The sequence below is a fragment of the Streptomyces sp. NPDC093097 genome (genome assembly GCF_044754325.1).
In the GTDB taxonomy this organism is placed as follows: Bacteria; Actinomycetota; Actinomycetes; order Streptomycetales; family Streptomycetaceae; genus Streptomyces.
In genome coordinates, this window is the sequence record NZ_JBIVOW010000008.1 from 215,755 (window position 1) to 231,118 (window position 15,364).

The 15,364-nt window shown below is 74.2% G+C and carries 13 protein-coding genes; 8 read left to right on the forward strand and 5 right to left on the reverse strand.

The features are described 5' to 3' along the window. Positions 1 to 186: 186 nt before the first annotated feature. The 3 genes from ACIQE0_RS16720 to ACIQE0_RS16730 form a co-directional block, all read right to left on the reverse strand. Positions 187 to 1,311, reverse strand: a complete 1,125-nt coding sequence (locus ACIQE0_RS16720; protein ID WP_366333899.1) for an ATP-binding protein — start codon at positions 1,309 to 1,311, stop codon at positions 187 to 189. After that, positions 1,308 to 2,048, reverse strand: coding sequence for a response regulator transcription factor (locus ACIQE0_RS16725; protein WP_016570288.1), 741 nt, complete (start codon positions 2,046 to 2,048; stop codon positions 1,308 to 1,310). The genes ACIQE0_RS16720 and ACIQE0_RS16725 overlap by 4 nt, the downstream gene beginning before the upstream one ends. An 84-nt stretch (positions 2,049 to 2,132) precedes the next feature. Beyond that, positions 2,133 to 2,873 (reverse strand): spermidine synthase, encoded by a 741-nt coding sequence (locus tag ACIQE0_RS16730; protein WP_402332619.1) that lies wholly within the window; start codon positions 2,871 to 2,873, stop codon positions 2,133 to 2,135. Positions 2,874 to 3,063: 190 nt separating this feature from the next. Here ACIQE0_RS16730 and ACIQE0_RS16735 point away from each other — a divergent pair, with 190 nt between their 5' ends. The 3 genes from ACIQE0_RS16735 (at position 3,064) to lon (ending at position 7,621) form a co-directional block, all read left to right on the forward strand. Further along, entirely contained in the window at positions 3,064 to 3,906 is an 843-nt protein-coding gene (locus ACIQE0_RS16735; protein WP_402332622.1) for a rhomboid-like protein, read from the forward strand. A 173-nt stretch (positions 3,907 to 4,079) separates the two neighbouring features. Next, positions 4,080 to 4,943, forward strand: coding sequence for a pentapeptide repeat-containing protein (locus tag ACIQE0_RS16740; RefSeq protein WP_402332625.1), 864 nt, complete (start codon positions 4,080 to 4,082; stop codon positions 4,941 to 4,943). A 254-nt stretch (positions 4,944 to 5,197) separates the two neighbouring features. Continuing rightward, the gene (gene lon, locus ACIQE0_RS16745) at positions 5,198 to 7,621 is read left to right on the forward strand and encodes an endopeptidase La (RefSeq protein WP_402332628.1); all 2,424 of its coding nucleotides are present in this window, start codon (positions 5,198 to 5,200) and stop codon (positions 7,619 to 7,621) included. Positions 7,622 to 7,679: 58 nt separating this feature from the next. On the opposite strand, the gene ACIQE0_RS16750 is transcribed toward lon, so the two are convergent. Beyond that, positions 7,680 to 8,537, reverse strand: coding sequence for a lysozyme (locus ACIQE0_RS16750; protein ID WP_402332631.1), 858 nt, complete (start codon positions 8,535 to 8,537; stop codon positions 7,680 to 7,682). Positions 8,538 to 8,817: 280 nt separating this feature from the next. Between ACIQE0_RS16750 and ACIQE0_RS16755 the strand changes: the two genes are divergently transcribed. Continuing rightward, positions 8,818 to 9,309, forward strand: coding sequence for a MarR family winged helix-turn-helix transcriptional regulator (locus ACIQE0_RS16755; RefSeq protein WP_402332634.1), 492 nt, complete (start codon positions 8,818 to 8,820; stop codon positions 9,307 to 9,309). Between the two features lie 52 nt (positions 9,310 to 9,361). On the opposite strand, the gene ACIQE0_RS16760 is transcribed toward ACIQE0_RS16755, so the two are convergent. Continuing rightward, a complete protein-coding gene (locus ACIQE0_RS16760) occupies positions 9,362 to 10,207 on the reverse strand; it encodes a hypothetical protein (protein WP_366333886.1) in 846 nt (281 codons plus the stop codon). Between the two features lie 614 nt (positions 10,208 to 10,821). Between ACIQE0_RS16760 and ACIQE0_RS16765 the strand changes: the two genes are divergently transcribed. Genes ACIQE0_RS16765 through ACIQE0_RS16780 form a run of 4 tightly spaced genes read left to right on the forward strand, consistent with a single transcriptional unit; the run spans position 10,822 to position 15,308 of the window. Next, positions 10,822 to 13,767, forward strand: coding sequence for a nitrate- and nitrite sensing domain-containing protein (locus ACIQE0_RS16765; protein ID WP_402332638.1), 2,946 nt, complete (start codon positions 10,822 to 10,824; stop codon positions 13,765 to 13,767). Beyond that, entirely contained in the window at positions 13,767 to 14,258 is a 492-nt protein-coding gene (locus ACIQE0_RS16770) for a roadblock/LC7 domain-containing protein (RefSeq protein WP_366333882.1), read from the forward strand. Before ACIQE0_RS16765 ends, ACIQE0_RS16770 begins: the two co-directional genes overlap by 1 nt. Further along, positions 14,255 to 14,656: a DUF742 domain-containing protein gene (locus tag ACIQE0_RS16775; RefSeq protein WP_366333880.1), complete on the forward strand. Its 402-nt coding sequence runs from the start codon at positions 14,255 to 14,257 to the stop codon at positions 14,654 to 14,656. The genes ACIQE0_RS16770 and ACIQE0_RS16775 overlap by 4 nt, the downstream gene beginning before the upstream one ends. Further along, positions 14,637 to 15,308 carry a GTP-binding protein gene (locus tag ACIQE0_RS16780; RefSeq protein WP_402332643.1) on the forward strand — a complete coding sequence of 224 codons (672 nt, stop codon included), beginning with the start codon at positions 14,637 to 14,639 and terminating at the stop codon, positions 15,306 to 15,308. Before ACIQE0_RS16775 ends, ACIQE0_RS16780 begins: the two co-directional genes overlap by 20 nt. Positions 15,309 to 15,364 lie beyond the last annotated feature (56 nt).

The window sequence follows — 15,364 nt, forward strand, 5'->3', positions numbered from 1 at the left end:
GCTACGCCTCTTGTGACCTTTGGTGCAGTCCGGGAGGGCCACTCGTCACGCACGTCACATTCACCGATGGGTTTCAGGGCCATACTTGGCGGGAAACACACGTGGTTCGCCCGCATGCGGGTAGAACTCAGCGCGGTCGCACCCCGGAAATGCGTGCTCCCACCACCGACCCTACGTCAGTCGGCGTCAGCTTCGGGATGACTCCAGCCCTGGAAGAGTGACCCGGATCCGGCAACCCCGGGAGGATTCGGCCACCCCGATCCGCCCGCCGTGCAGGTCCACCGCCCAGCGCGCGATCGCCAGCCCCAGGCCCGTCCCGCCGTCGCTGCCCGGCCCGGACGGGCCGGGACCGCCGCGGTTGAACCGCTCGAAGACCCGGTAGCGCTCCGACTTCGGAATGCCCGGACCCTCGTCCCGGACCTCCACGACCAGGCTCTCCGGCCCCTCGCCGCGGCGGGCCCGCACGGTGACCCGGCCGTGCCGCGGGCTGTGCTTGATCGCGTTGTCGATGAGGTTGGCGACGACCTGGTGGAGCCGCTCGGCGTCGGCGTACGCGGTCAGCTCCGGCGGGGAGACGTCGAGGTGGAGGTGGACGTCGGTACGGGTGTGGGTGCCGGCGCCGGCGATGCCGGAGAGGGTGGAGGCGCCGCGGCTCATATTGGACTCCTTGAGCACCCCGGACAGGTACGGCCAGACCTCGAAGCGCTGGGCGTGCAGCGGCACCACGCCGTTGTCCAGCCGGGACAGGTCCAGCAGGTGCTCCACCAGCCGGCCCAGCCGCTCGGTCTGCCGCAGCGCCGTCCGCATGGTGTCGGAGTCCGGCTCGCAGACCCCGTCGACGACGTTCTCCAGCACCGCGCGCAGCGCCGCGATGGGGGTGCGCAGCTCGTGCGAGACGTTGGCGACCAGTTCCTTGCGGTGGGTGTCCACCGCCTCCAGGTCGGCGGCCATGCGGTTGAAGGCGTCGGCCAGGTCGCCGAACTCGTCGCGGCGGCCGGCGCGCACCCGGCGGGTGTAGTCACCGTGCGCCATCGCCCGGGTGACCTCGGTCATCTCGCCGAGCGGGGCGGTCAGGCCGGTCGCCACGAACTGGGTGATCAGCAGCGAGGCGATGATCGAGAAGATCGTGATCACCCGGAGCTCGGTCGCCGAGTGCATCGCCACGAACACCAGGAGCGTGGTGATGATCACCGAGACGATCACCAGGGCGCCGAGCGCCGCCTTGACCGAGCGGTACGGGTCCAGCGGCCGCAACGCCTCCCAGAACCGGTCCCACAGGTCCCGCACCCGCGCCCCCCACCGAAGCATCATGCCGGCGGGGTCTCCAGGGCGTAGCCGACGCCGTGGACGGTGCGGATGCGCTCGGCGCCGATCTTGCGGCGCAGCGCCTTGATGTGGCTGTCGACCGTCCGCGTGCCGGAGGCGTCCGCCCAGTCCCAGACCTCGGCCAGCAGCTGCTCGCGGGAGAGCACCGCGCGCGGGGTGTTCGCCAGGCAGACCAGCAGGTCGAACTCGGTGGGGGTGAGGTGCACGTCGCTGCCGCGCACCCGGACCCGGCGCTGGGCGTGGTCGATCTCCAGCTCGCCCAGCCGCAGGATGCCGCTGCGCGGGGTGTGCGCGGCCAGCGCGGCCCGCTCCACCCGGCGCAGCAGGACGTGCACCCGGGCGGCCAGCTCCCGCATGGAGAACGGCTTGGTCATGTAGTCGTCGGCGCCGACCCCGAGGCCGACCAGCATGTCGGTCTCGTCGTCCCGGGCGGTGAGCATCATCACCGGCACCGGGCGCTGCGCCTGCACCCGGCGGCACACCTCCAGGCCGTCGAAGCCCGGCAGCATCACGTCGAGGACGAGCAGGTCCGGCTGCCACGCCTCGGCGGTGTCCACCGCGGCCGGGCCGTCGGTGGCCGTCTGCACCTGGAAGCCCTCGGCGCGCAGCCGGGCCGCGATGGCGTCGACGATCGTCGGATCGTCCTCCACGACCAGCACCCGGCGCTGGGCGCCCGGCGTGGCCGCGGTGGTGCCGCCCTGGGTTGTCTGAGTCTGGTCCATCGCCCGCCCCTGCATATGCCCTGCGTGGTCGCCGTCTTACTGGGCAGCAGCGTAAGGGCATGGTGTGACCGTCGGCTACGCGCCCTACGCGGACCGGAGCGCCAGGTGCACCACGTCCGGGACTCCTCGGGCAACGGGGATCTCTTCGGTCCGTACGCCCTCGAATCCGGCGTTTTCCAGCGCCCGTTCGAACGCCGGGGACGGCTGCGCCGACCACACCGCGAGCACCCCGCCCGGGGTCAGCGCCGCGCGGCAGGCGGCCAGTCCGGCGGGGGAGTAGAGGCTGCCGTTGTCCTCGGTGACGGTCCAGTCCGGGCCGTTGTCGATGTCCAAGCACAGGGCGTCGTAGGCGAGTTGGCCGGTGCCGTGCAGGTGGGCCACCAGGTCGGTGTGCAGGATCGCGGTGCGCGGATCGGCCAGTGCTGGACCGGAGACCGCCGACAGCGGGCCGGTGCGGTGCCAGTCGATCACCGCCGCCTCCCGCTCGACCACCGCGATCCGGCCCCAGCGGGGCTCGGCGGCCGCCCGGGTCAGCGAGAAGCCCACGCCCAGACCGCCGATCAGTACCGCGGGCCCGGGGCGGTCCGGCGGCAGCGCGGCGAGCGCCGCGTCGATCAGCAGCCGCTCGGAGCGACCGTCGGAAGTGTCCATCAGGAAGCAGCCGTTGGCGATGATCTCGTAGACCGGGCCGGCCTCCCCGGGTGCCGGCACGGCGGGACCGCGCTGCCGGAGCACCACCTCTCCGTAGGGGCCCTCACGGCGGTCGAGGGTGCGTACGGCCGGCTCGGCGCCGGCGGTCGGATGCCAGGGGTGAACGGGAGCCATGCGGCCATCTTGGCCAACGCCGGGTGCGTGGGTCCACACGGCCGCGTCGCACGGCGCCGGGGCGGTCCGGTGCGACGCGGTGCGCCCCGCACGGGTTGCCGGCTGTGAGCGATTTCACGCGCACAGCTGGCTCATGGGTTGGCCGGGCACAGTGGGGCGCGGACGGTGCGGGGCGGTGGGAGGAGCGGGGATGGCGAGTGTGGTGGAGCCGGCCGGCGGGGCGCCGGGCGGCGGGGCGGAAGCGGCCGCGGGCGCGCCGGGCGGCAGGGGGTCGGCGCTGCTGCCCGGACTGCCCCGCCAGCGCGGGGCCGCGGCGGCCGGGGGCGGGCCCGCCCCGGCGGAAGCGGCCCGCCGCCCCTGGGCCGGTCTGCGCCCCTGGCGGCTGCTCCCCACCCCCGCCGGCACCCCCTTCACCTTCTGTTACGCGCTGCTGCTGGTGGCCACCTCGCTCTACGCCGAGCACGGCGACCCCCTGGTGGTCTCCACGCTGCTCCAGGGCTCCAGCACGGACGTCACCCACCTCGCGCAGGCGCCGCTGCTGGTGCTGGTCGCCAGTGCCCTGTGGATAGCCGGCGGGCCGGCCTCCGGCTACGCGGTGGCCCTGCTGTTCGTGCTGACCGCGCTGGAGCGGCGGATCGGCGGGGTGCGCGCCGCCGCGGTGTTCTTCGGCGGCCACGCGCTGGCCACCCTCGCCACCGAGATGCCGGTGGGCTTCTCGGTCGCCGCCGGGTCGCTGCCGGACAGCTCGCTGCACCGCCTCGACTACGGGATCAGCTTCGGCGTGATGACCTGCGCCGGGGCGCTCGCCGGACTGCTGCCCGCCGGGGGGCGCTGGCTCCTGCTGGCCGGGGCCGGCTACCAGGCGGCCTCCGGCATGCTCGCCTATCTGGACCCGCTGACCGACTGGGGCCATCTGCTCTCGCTGGCGCTGGGCGTGGCCGCCTGGCCGCTGCTGCGGCGGTGGCGGGCGCAGCGCACCGGGCCCGCCCCGCTGCTGGGGGACCTGGGCCACCCGGCGCTGCGGACGTCCTGACGCCGGCCGGGCCGATCGCCCGGCCGGGCCCGTTCGCCCCCCCGCTCGTCCCCCGCCCCGTTCGTCCGCCCGGCCCGGCCCGGCCGTCCGCCCGTCACCCGTCCCGGAGAATGGGGCCCTTCGCGGGCGCCGCAACGGAGGGCGACCGCCGGCCGCAGGAGCAGAGAAGAACCGTGTCGCACGAGCGCCGCCGCCCCGCCCCCGACCGCCCGTCCGCCCCGCCGCAGGTCCCGGACGCCGCCCGGCTCCCGCTGCTCTCCGACTGCGGCGACTGCTTCGGACTGTGCTGTGTGGCGCTGCCGTTCGCGCGGTCGGCGGACTTCGCCCTCGACAAGGAGGCCGGCCGGCCCTGCCCCAACCTGGCGGCCGACTTCCGCTGCGGCGTCCACCGCGACCTGCGGCAGCGCGGCTTCGCCGGCTGCACCGTCTTCGAGTGCTTCGGGGCCGGCCAGAAGGTCTCCCAGGTCACCTTCGCGGGGACGGACTGGCGGGCCGCGCCGGAGACCGCCCGGCCGATGTTCGACGCGTTCGCCGTGATGCGGCAGCTGCACGAGCTGCTCTGGTACCTGACGGAGGCGGTGGCGCGGCCGGAGGCCCGCCCGGTGCGCGCCGAGCTGCGGGCCGCCCTGGAGGAGACGGAGCAACTGACCCTGGGGAGCGCCGAGGAGCTGGCCGCGCTGGACGTGGCCGCCCACCGCGGCGCGGTCAACGTCCTGCTGCTGCGGGTCGGCGAGCTGGTCCGGGCGAAGGTCCCGGGCCGCACGAAGGAGCGGCGGGGCGCGGACCTGATGGGCGCGCGGCTCAAGGGCGCGGACCTCAGGGGCGCCAACCTCCGCGGCGCGTACCTCATCGCCGCCGACCTCCGGGGTGCGGATCTGCGGTCCGCGGACATGATCGGCGCCGACCTCCGGGACGCCGATCTGCGCGGCGCCGACCTGACCGACGGCCTCTTCGTCACCCAGGCCCAGGTGAACGCCGCCCGGGGTGACGCGGCCACCCGGCTGCCGCGGGGGCTGCGCCGCCCCGCCCACTGGTAGGCCCGTCGCGGCGGGCCCTCCACCGGGGCGGGCCCTCCACCGGGGCGGGCCCTCCACCGGGGCGGGCCCTCCACCGGGGCGGGCCCTCCACCGGGGCGGGCCCTCCACCGGGGCGGGCCCCACGCCCCACGCCCCGTGCCCCGTACCCGAGTTGTCCGCCCCTGATCGCTCACAGCGAACACCCGACGGGGAACAACCGCCGGCCCCTCGGCATTGAGTGGATGAAGCTCAACTTGCTTGCCGAAGGGGAGATCATGACTGCTGAGCCGGAGTCCACCTCGCTCACCCTGCCCGTGCTGCCCCTGGACGACGAGGTCGTCCTGCCCGGCATGGTGGTGCCCCTGGACCTGTCCGACGCCGAGGTGCGGGCGGCGGTGGAGGCCGCCCAGGCCGCCGCCCCGTCGGGCGCCAAGCCCAGGGTGCTGCTGGTGCCCCGGATCGACGGGGCGTATGCGGCGATCGGCACGCTCGGGCGGATCGAGCAGGTCGGCCGGCTGTCCGACGGCGACCCCGGGGCCCTGATCCGGGGCCTGGGGCGGGTGCGGATCGGCTCCGGCACCACCGGCCCGGGCGCCGCGCTCTGGGTGGAGGGCACGGCCGTCGAGGAGACGGTCCCCGAGCCCCTCCCGGGATCCCTCACCGAACTGGTCAAGGAATACAAGGCGTTGGCCACCAGCTGGCTGCGCAAGCGCGGTGCCTGGCAGGTCGTGGACCGGGTCACCGGCATCGACGACGTCCCCACGCTCGCCGACAACGCCGGCTATCTGCCCTTCCTGACGGCCGAGCAGAAGCTCCAGCTGCTCCAGACCACCGACCCGGTCGCCCGCCTGAAGTACGCCATCGAGGTCCTGCGCTCCCACCTGGCCGAGCAGGACGTCGCCGAGTCCATCGCCAAGGACGTCCAGGAGGGGGTCGACAAGCAGCAGCGGGAGTTCCTGCTGCGGCGCCAACTGGAGGCGGTCCGCAAGGAACTGGCCCAGCTGGGCGGGGCCCCGGACGACGAGGGCGACGACTACCGCGCCCGGGTCGAGGCCGCCGACCTGCCCGAGGAGGTCCGCAGGGCCGCCCTCAAGGAGGTCGACAAGCTGGAGCGGGCCGGCGACCAGAACCCCGAGGGCGGCTGGATCAGGACGTGGCTGGACACCGTCCTGGAACTGCCGTGGCACGAGCGGACCGAGGACGCCTACGACATCGCCGGCGCCCGGGCCGTGCTGGACGCCGACCACGCCGGCCTGGAGGACGTCAAGGAGCGGATCACCGAGTACCTCGCCGTGCGCAAGCGCCGCGCCGAGCGCGGGCTTGGCCTCGTCGGCGGGGGCGGGCGGCGGGCGGGCGGTGCCGTGCTGGCGCTCGTCGGGCCGCCCGGCGTCGGCAAGACCTCCCTCGGCGAGTCCGTGGCGCGCGCCATGGGGCGGAAGTTCGTCCGGGTCGCCCTCGGGGGCGTCCGCGACGAGGCGGAGATCCGCGGCCACCGGCGCACCTACGTCGGCGCGCTCCCCGGCCGGATCGTGCGCGCCGTCAAGGAGGCCGGCTCGATGAACCCGGTCGTCCTCCTCGACGAGATCGACAAGGTGGGCTCGGACTTCCGGGGCGACCCGGCCGCCGCCCTCCTGGAGGTCCTGGACCCGGCGCAGAACCACACCTTCCGGGACCACTACCTGGAGGTCGAACTCGACCTGTCCGACGTGGTGTTCCTGGCCACCGCCAACGTCCTGGAGGCGATCCCGGAGCCGCTGCTGGACCGGATGGAGCTGGTCCGGCTCGACGGCTACACCGAGGACGAGAAGGTCGTCATCGCCCGCGACCACCTGGTGCCGCGCCAGCTGGAGCGGGCCGGCCTCACCCCCGGCGAGGTGGCCTTCGAGGACGCCGCGCTGCGCCGGCTCGCCGGCGAGTACACCCGTGAGGCGGGCGTGCGGAATCTGGAGCGGGCCCTGGCCCGGCTGCTGCGCAAGGTCGCCGCCCAGCACGAACTGGGCGAGCGGGAGCTGCCGTTCACCATCGGGGCGGACCAGCTGCGCCCGCTGCTCGGGCGCCCGCACCACACCCCGGAGGCGGCGCAGGGACCGGCCGAGCGGCGGACCGCGGTGCCCGGCGTGGTCACCGGACTCGCGGTCACCGGCACCGGGGGCGATGTGCTCTACGTGGAGGCGTCGCTGGCCGACCCCGAGACCGGCGCCTCCGGCCTGACGCTCACCGGCCAACTGGGCGACGTGATGAAGGAGTCGGCGCACATCGCGCTCTCCTTCCTGCGCTCGCACGGCGCCGAACTGGAGCTCCCGGTGGCCGACTTGAAGGAGCGCGGCGTCCATCTGCACGTCCCGGCCGGCGCCGTCCCCAAGGACGGGCCCAGCGCGGGCATCACCATGACCACCGCGCTGGCCTCGCTGCTCTCGGGCCGCCGGGTCCGCCCGGACGTCGCGATGACCGGAGAGGTCTCGCTGACCGGGCGGGTGCTGCCGATCGGCGGCGTCAAGCAGAAGCTGCTGGCGGCGCACCGGGCCGGCCTCACCACCGTGATCATCCCCAAGCGCAACGAACCCGATCTGGACGACGTCCCGGCCGAGGTCCTCGCGGCGCTGGAGGTGCACCCGGTCGCGGACGTCCGGCAGGTGCTGGAACTGGCCCTGACGCCGGCCGGGAACGGGGAGCGGCCCGGGCTCCCGGTCGCGGCGTAGGAGGGCCGGGCGGAGGCCGGCCCGCCCCTGCGGGGGACGGGCCGGCCCGCGTGCGCGATCAGCCGTTGGCCAGCGCCTGGAGGCGGTCGTACGCCCCGTTGAAGCTGTCCCGGTCGCCGACCGTCGGACCGGTCGAGGTGTACTGCCAGATGGTGTGGAAGCCCCAGCCGGCCGGGAGTTCGCCGACCGAGGAGCCGTAGCGCGGGACCCACAGCGGGTTGGTGGCCCCGAAGGCCGCGGAGTTGCCCGTGCACTGCTTCCACCAGCTGGTGGAGGTGTAGATCACCGCGTCCCGGCCGGTGCGCGCCTTGTAGGTGGCGAACCAGTCCTTCATCCAGTTCACCAGGCCGGTCGCCGTCATCCCGTAGCAGGTGTCGCCGTAGGGGTTGTACTCCATGTCCAGCGCGCCGGGCAGCGTCTTGCCGTCCTTGGACCAGCCGCCGCCGTGGGCGACGAAGTAGTTGGCCTGGGCGGCGCCGCTGGAGGTGTCCGGGGTGGCGAAGTGGTAGGCGCCGCGGATCATGCCGGTGTCGTAGGAGCCGTTGTACTGCTGCGCGAAGTACGGGTTCGTGTAACTGGTGGACTCGGTGGCCTTGACGTAGGCGAACTTCACGCCGCCGCTCCACAGGCCGGACCAGTTCACGTTGCCCTGGTGGCCGCTGACGTCGACGCCCTCGACGGTCGCGGCCAGCGAGGGCGTCGGCAGGACGCCGCCGCCACCGCCCTCGTGCCGGGCGATCTGGGAGCCCGCCCAGTCCTGTTCGGGGTGGCGGGGCTCGGGTGCGTGCCCGGCGGCCGCGGCACCGGCGGTACCGGGCAGGCCGACGAGGAGGGAGACGGTCGCGAGGAGGATCCCGGCCACGGTCGTGCGGGTGCGCACGGAACGGTGGGGGGAGCCGGATCTGAGCACGGGCATTGCGTGCCTCCGTAGATCTCGGTGGATCTCGGTGAATTGACCTTGAGGGGGGAAAGCCGGCGCCACGTTTGGTGTGGCCATGCCAGGAATGACGATACGCGCGTAGACCCCCGTGATAAAAGGGGGCCGCCGGCTGCCGTTGGTCTAATCCTGCGAAATACTGTCCCAACTGCGGCTCCGCTCGGCCGGGAAGAAAAGTTTTCAGGCGGCGGGCACGCGGTGCGGAGTACAACGGGGGGAATTGCTGGACAAGCGGGACAACGCGGGAAAGGGCGCTGACGTGCACGACACCGGAACCGGCGGGACCACGGCGGACGGCGAGCCGATGGGAGTGGACCCCGCATTCCTGTCACTGGAACGGGAATTGGCGGTATTCCTGCGCCGGGCCCGCGCCTCCTCCGGCGAACTCTCCCGCGAGGTCCACCCCGACCTCGAACCGGCCGCCTACGGCCTGTTGATGCGCCTGGCCGACGCCGGCGCCCAGCGCGCCACCGACCTCGCGGCCTTCTTCGGCGTCGGCAAGGCGACCATAAGCCGTCAACTGCACGCCCTGGAGCAGCTCGGACTGGTCGCCCGCGCGCCCGACCCGGCCGACGGCCGCGCCGTCCTGGTGCGGATCACCGGCGAGGGCCAGGACCGCTTCAACCACGTCCGCACCGCCCGGCGCGCCCGTTACGCCCGCAACCTCGCCTCCTGGGACCGCACCGAAGTGGCCGAACTCGCCCGCCTGCTGAACCGGCTGAACGCGGAACAGGAGGGCGAGGAGGGATAGCGGCACGCACCGCAAGGGCCGAACGGCCCTTGTGGCGGGGCCAGTCGTCGCCTCACAGTGTCGCGTGCACCACCGCCGCGTCGTCCCGGGCCTTCCCCCGCGGGTGCGCGGTGCCCTCCGGGTCCGCCGCCTCCAGGGCCCGGACCCGGTCGATCAGCGCCTGCGGCCCGGACGCGGCGACCAGCGTCGCGCACGCGCCCCAGGAGCCGGCGCGGAAGACCTCCACCCAGCGGCCGGCGCCGTCGCTCAGCGCCGTCAGCGAACGGACCTCGGCGCGCGGGGTGGTGCCGGTGACCGCACGGGCGGCCACCGACGGATCGGCGGCGGCGGTGAAGAAGCCGCCCTCGGCGTTCCGCAGCGCCTCCACCGCGCGCACGTACTCCCGGGCCGCGGCGGCGCGTTCGGCACTGCCGCGGGGCAGCGCCCGGACCGCGGCGCGCTGCGCGCGGACCGCCGGCGGGAGGTCGTCGAGCCGGGTGTCCCGTACGGGATGCACCGAGCCGTCCGTCTTCTCCAGGAGCAGGACGGAATCCGACAGCACCAGGTGTTCCACGGCCGTTGCGGACCAGCGCGCGGCGACCACCGTCGCCTGCGGCGTACGGGGGTGAGAAAGGTCACAGGTGCCGCGGTGGGTGTCGGCCGTTTTGGCGACGGCCGCGGCGAGCGTCTCAGTCAGCGTCATGTCGCGGTGTGAAACCGACAGTTCGAGCATTGCGCCCCCGAGCCGCGCGGTGAACCACGGCACGGAATGGACACAGCCGCAGTCCCCCTCCGCAGGGGTCACCCCGTCCAGGAGCACCAGGGCCCCGCCTTCCCCGGACGCCGGCAGGGCGACCGATGCGTAGTCCTCATTGGGGCGTTGGGGATCGCCCGGCTCCGTGGCGAGTGCGATGTGCATAACGGAAAGTCTGCCGCAGGTGGCCGAAACGGAACGGTCGGCGGACGTCGCGGCGGGGGAGCGGAGGAAGATGTTCCGCTAGGTCGTCCGGGGCTCCCGGGCGGGCTGCGGGCGGGCATCCTTCCAGGAGCGGCACGCATCTCCAAACCCGTCCCGCGGTTCGCCCGGGTGCGGCCGAAACCGATGCCGCGCGGAAGTTGATGGTCAAACTCCGATTGCTGTTCACTCGTTCAGGTGGCCGGACATGTGTTGCCGAGCCACTGCGCGGCGCCGGTGGAATGGTCGTTTCCCGGATCAACCGGGGTGGTCAGGACGTTCGTCGCGACGCGCAGAGCCGGGCTGTTCCCCTTCGCGGAATTGTGCGCTGCCGCGGTCTTCGCGCAGATCCGCCCCGCGAGCGGTGAGCGAGCCGGGTCCGCGACGCCAACACGGCGTGGGCAGGCGAGACAGGAATGCGAGCAGCGGTGCGGAAGAAGCGGCTTCGGGGCGGCGCAGGGAAGCCGGGGTCACCGGCCGGATCGGTCTCGGTACCGGGACCGGGCGCGAGACCGGGCGCGGCAGACGACGGTGCGGACGGCTCGGGACGACGTCCCGCGCGGGTCCGCAACCGGCTCATGGGAGCCGTGGCCGTGGTCGCCGTCGCCGTCCTGGGGGCCGGCGCCCCCGCCCTGGTGACGGCCAGCGACAACGCCGGCGGCAGTCAGAAACTCGTCGATCTCGCCGGGCTGAACACGCATGCGATCACCCTCGCGCACGCGCTCGCCGACGAACGCGACGCGATGACCGCGTACGTCGCCTCCGGGCGCACCGGCCGCAACCTCACCGCGGCCCCCACCGAGTCCCAGCGCGCCCAGGTGGACCGGCAGATCGACGACCTGCGCGGCCAGGCGCAGGGCAGCGTCGGCGACACCGCCGCGTTCGCCGCCGCCGACAAGCTGCTCAAGCAGCTGCCGGAGACCCGCCAGAAGGCGCTGGCCGGACCGGCCACCGCCGAGCAGGTCTACGACGCCTACAGCGAGGCCGTCCAGGCGCTCGGCGGGATCAGCGACGACATCGCCCGCGGCCTGCCCTCCCGGGCCGACGGCGGCGCCGCCGACACCCTCGCGCTGCCCGCCCTCGGCCGGGCCGCCGACCAGGCCGCCGCCACCCGGGCGCTGCTGGTCGCCGGCCTCAAGGCGGGCGGCGCCCAGGCCCGGTTGACCGCCGCGGCCCAGGTCGCCCACGTCCGCGAGCAGGGCGCGCTCGGCGACTTCAACCAGTCCGCGAGCCAGGCCGCCCGGGACCGCTACCAGCGCACCGTCAACGGCAGCGAGGTCGAGACCGCCGAGCGCTATCTGACCAAGCTCACCGACCAGCCCTACCTGGACGCGGGCGACCTCGCCCTCAGCCGGAGCCGGGTGCAGGCCGACCTGACCGCCCGGATCAGCCTGATGCGGGGCGTGGAGTCGGCCATCGCCACCTCCGAGGTCCAGCGCCTGGGACAGCTGCGCGACGACGACGTGACCGACCTGGAGATCGCCGTCGGGCTGGCCGGGCTCTGCCTGCTGCTCGCCGTCGGCACCGGCGTCTGGGCCGCCCGCACGATGACCCAGCCGCTGGCCGCGCTGCGGATCGGCGCCAAGCGGCTGGCCGCCGACCCCGGCCACGAGGAGCCGCTCACCTACAAGGGCCGCAACGACGAGTTCGCGGCCACCGTCCGGTCCATCAACGCGCTGCACACCCAGGTCGCCGACACCGCCCGGCGCACCGCCGAGATGGAGGGCGAGCGCAAGCGGCTGGCTGGCGGACGGCAGCGGCTGGTCGCCGAGCGGGAGGTCCTCCAGGAGCAGGCCGAGGCGCTCAAGGAAGAGGTCGCCACGCTCACCGAGCGGCTGGCGGTGCTGCGCACCGGCATCCACGGCCGGTTCGTCAACCTCTCGCTGCGCACCCTGGGCCTGGTGGAGCGCCAGCTCGGGGTCATCGAGTCGCTGGAGGAGTCCGAGCAGGACCCGGAGCGGCTGGAAACCCTCTTCAAGCTGGACCACTTCGCCGCGCGGATGCGCCGCAACAGCGAGAACCTGCTGGTGCTGGCCGGCGCGGAGCAGCACGGCAGCAGCCACACCGGTCCGGTGCCGCTACTGGACATGCTGCGTGCCTCGGTCAGCGAGATCGAGCGGTACGAGCGGGTGCGCATCACCTCGCTGCCGCCGCACGCCCAGGTCGCCGGCTTCGCCTCCGACGACGTCAGCCACCTGGTCGCCGAACTCCTGGAGAACGCCACCGCGTTCTCCCCGCCGGACGCCCATGTCGAGCTCTCCGGCTGGCTGCTGGAGAGCGGCGAGCTGATGCTCTCCGTCGAGGACCAGGGCATCGGCATGACCGCCGACCGCCTGACGGAGGTCAACGAGCGGCTCGCCGACGCGGTGGACGCCTCGACCTCCGAGACCGTGGACGAGGCGCTGGGCCTGGGCCTGTACGTGGTGGTCCGGCTGGCCGCCCGGCACGGCGTACGGGTGCAGCTGCGCGACCGGCAGCAGGGCGGCATCACCGCCGTCGTCGTGCTGCCCGGTTCGATCCTGCCCAACCGCCCGATGCCGGGGGCCGCTCCCGGCGGCGCGACGGCGCACCAGGGCGAGCCGGCCGGACCGTCCCTGCCCGGTTCGGCCGCGGAGGCCAACTCCAACGCCCTCCAGACGCGGGCGGGCCGGCTCGACCCGGCGGCCCCGCCGGCCGTGCAGGCGCCCGCCCCGGCGGCGCCGGCGCCGTCTCCCGCCCCGGCCCCCGCGGCCCACGCCGCTCCGGAGCCGGCCGCCCAGGACCCGTTCGTCGCCGCCGCCGAGCGCGCCATCGACAAGGCCGGACTGGGCACCCCGACCCCGGCGGAACCGGCCCCGCCGGCCGTACCGGCCCAGAACACGGCTCAGGCACCGACCCCGGCCCGGCCCCAGGCTCCGACCCAGCCGCAGGCCCAGGCCGCCCCGGCGCCCGAACCGAGCCCGTACGGCCCGCAGTCGGCCGGCCCGTACGCCTCCGCCGGCAACCCGAACGCCACCACCGGCGAGCACACCCGACCCGGGGAGACCACGCCGCGCGCCGAGGGCGGGGCCCCGGCCGCGGGCGCCCCGGCACCCGGCGCCGGCCGGCACGCCGTCCCGGCACCGGCCACCGCCGACCCGTACGCCATCGGGCCGGACCAGCACACCCGCCCGGCACCGGGCGGGGACGCCGCCGGGTCCCCGGAACCGGCCGCCGTGCCGGGCCAGGCGCCTCAGGGGGAGGCGCCCCAGGCGGCACCCGCCGCGCCCGGGCAGCCGCGCCGGACCACCACCGGGCTGCCCAAGCGCACCCCGAAGAACGTCGCACAGAAGAAGGCGCCCGCCGCGCCCCGGAAGACCGGTTCGGCCAACGCCGAGGCGCTGCGCCGCCGGCTCGGCGGATTCCAGCAGGGGGCACGTGACGGCCGGCGCGATGTGGCGGCCGAGATCGCGGAACACACCGCGGAGCAGACCATCCCACAGACGGACACCGACGGAGCGGGGGCCCCGGGAGACAGCCGGTTCGGCGAGGAGGCACGCGAGTGATGGCGCAAGCGCCCACTTATGGACAGGGTCTGAGTACCCAGGCACGTAACCTGCACTGGCTGCTCGGCAATCTGGTCGACGAGGTGCCCGGAATCTGCTCGGTCGCGGTGGTCTCCTCCGACGGCCTGCTGCTGCTGTCCTCCGACCCCGACCGGCGCGCGGAACTCGCGGGCCATGGCGGCGAGGACGACGGCCCCCGGGGCTCCAGCGCCGACCTCGCCACCATCGTGTCCGGCCTCGGCAGCCTCACCAACGGGGCCGCGAAGCTGATGGACGGCGGAGCCGTCAAGCAGACCATGGTCGCGATGGACGAGGGCAGCCTCTTCGTCATGTCGGTCAGCGACGGCTCGCTGCTCGGTGTGCACGCCACCCCGGACTGCGACATGAGCGTCATCGCCTACCACATGGCGCTCTTCGTCGGCCGGGCCGGCCATGTCCTCACCCCCGAACTCCGCACCGAACTGCGCAAGTCGATGGAGAACGTCCAGTGAGTACTTCCTCGAATCTCCCCGTGCGCGGCGGGGAACGCAAACCCGCGCGGGTCCGACCGTATTCGTTGACCGGCGGCCGGACACGCTTCGGCCACGTGCTGCTCGTCGAGACGTTCGTGGCCGCGCTGGAAGCCCCCGAGGAGCGGCGCGAGCTGACTTCGGGCGGCTGGGGGGACCGCGTGATGCCGGAGATGCGCGCGATCGTCGAGCTGTGCCGTCGGATGCGCTCGGTCGCGGAGATCTCCGCACTCCTCAAGATGCCGCTTGGCGTGGTCCGGGTGCTGCTCAGCGACCTCGCCGACCAGGGAAAGATTCGCGTCTACGGCACCGGGCACGGCACCGGCCGGCCCGACCGCGCGCTGCTCGAAAGGGTGCTGAGTGGACTTCACAGGCTCTGACACGATAGCGGCCGGTACCGCGCCGGCCGCCGGTTCCACGGCCCCGGCCGCCCCGGCCGCCACCGACGAGGCGGGGTTGCAGAGCTGGCAGACGGACCGGTCGCACGCGCCGATCGCCACCAAGATCGTGGTGGCGGGGGGCTTCGGCGTCGGCAAGACCACGTTCGTCGGATCGGTCTCGGAGATCACCCCGCTCCAGACCGAGGCGGTGATGACCGAGGCCAGTGAGGCGACCGACGACCTGACCGCGACGCCGGAGAAGACCACGACCACGGTCGCCATGGACTTCGGCCGGATCACCCTGGACCAGGAGCTGGTGCTGTACCTCTTCGGTACGCCCGGGCAGCAGCGCTTCTGGTTCATGTGGGACGACCTGGTGCGCGGTGCGATCGGCGCGGTCGTGATGGCGGACACCCGGCGGCTGGAGGACTGCTTCCCGGCGCTGGACTACTTCGAGAGCTGCGGACTGCCGTACGTCGTCGCCGTCAACCACTTCGAGGGGACCGAGCTGTACGAGGTGGAGGACATCCGCGACGCGCTGACCGTCCCGCCGCACGTGCCGGTCGTGGTGATGGACGCCCGGCGCCGGACCACGGTCATCCAGGCACTGCTCGGCCTGGTCGGCCACGCGCTGGACGTCACGCCCGAATAGCCTCGTCCCGGCCACCCCCCCCAGCCCTCCGAAGAGCAGTAGCAGAGAAGAGCCCC